Below are 440 nucleotides of genomic sequence, written 5' to 3' on the forward strand. Positions count from 1 at the left end.
GGCCACGCGACGAAAAAGACGGAACGAGACGGGGCGGCGCTACAGACGAGACGAGGCGGCGCTACAGTATCCCCGCCTGCTCGGCGCGCGCGACGATGCCGCGGGCCATCTTGTCGGTCGCCTCGTCGACCATCTCGCCGTCGACCGAGACGGCGCCTTTGCCCTGTTCTTTCGCCTCCGCGTAGGCGTCGACGATCCGCCGGGCCTTCTCGGCCTCCTCCGGCGAGGGCGCGAACGTCTCGTTCGCGGGCTCGATCTGGCTCGGGTGGATCGCCCACTTGCCGTCACAGCCCAGCTGGCTCGCCCACCGACAGGAGTCGCGGAACCCCTCCGCGTCCTCGATCTCGGCGTAGGGACCGTCGATCACCTGTAACCCCTGCGCCTTGGCCGCGTGGGCGATGCGCGCGAGCTGGTAGTGCCAGTAGTGGCCGGGGTAGCTG

General features: G+C 69.8%; 1 protein-coding gene. It reads right to left on the minus strand.

Annotation, left to right across the window (positions count from 1 at the left end; translation table 11 throughout):
• Positions 1-61: 61 nt before the first annotated feature.
• Positions 62-440 (minus strand): CoA ester lyase (locus EXE52_RS18135; RefSeq protein WP_158414009.1); only part of this gene is annotated, 379 nt, incomplete at its 5' end.

The sequence above is a fragment of the Halorubrum sp. CGM4_25_10-8A genome (assembly GCF_005435025.1).
Lineage (GTDB): Archaea > Halobacteriota > Halobacteria > Halobacteriales > Haloferacaceae > Halorubrum > Halorubrum ezzemoulense.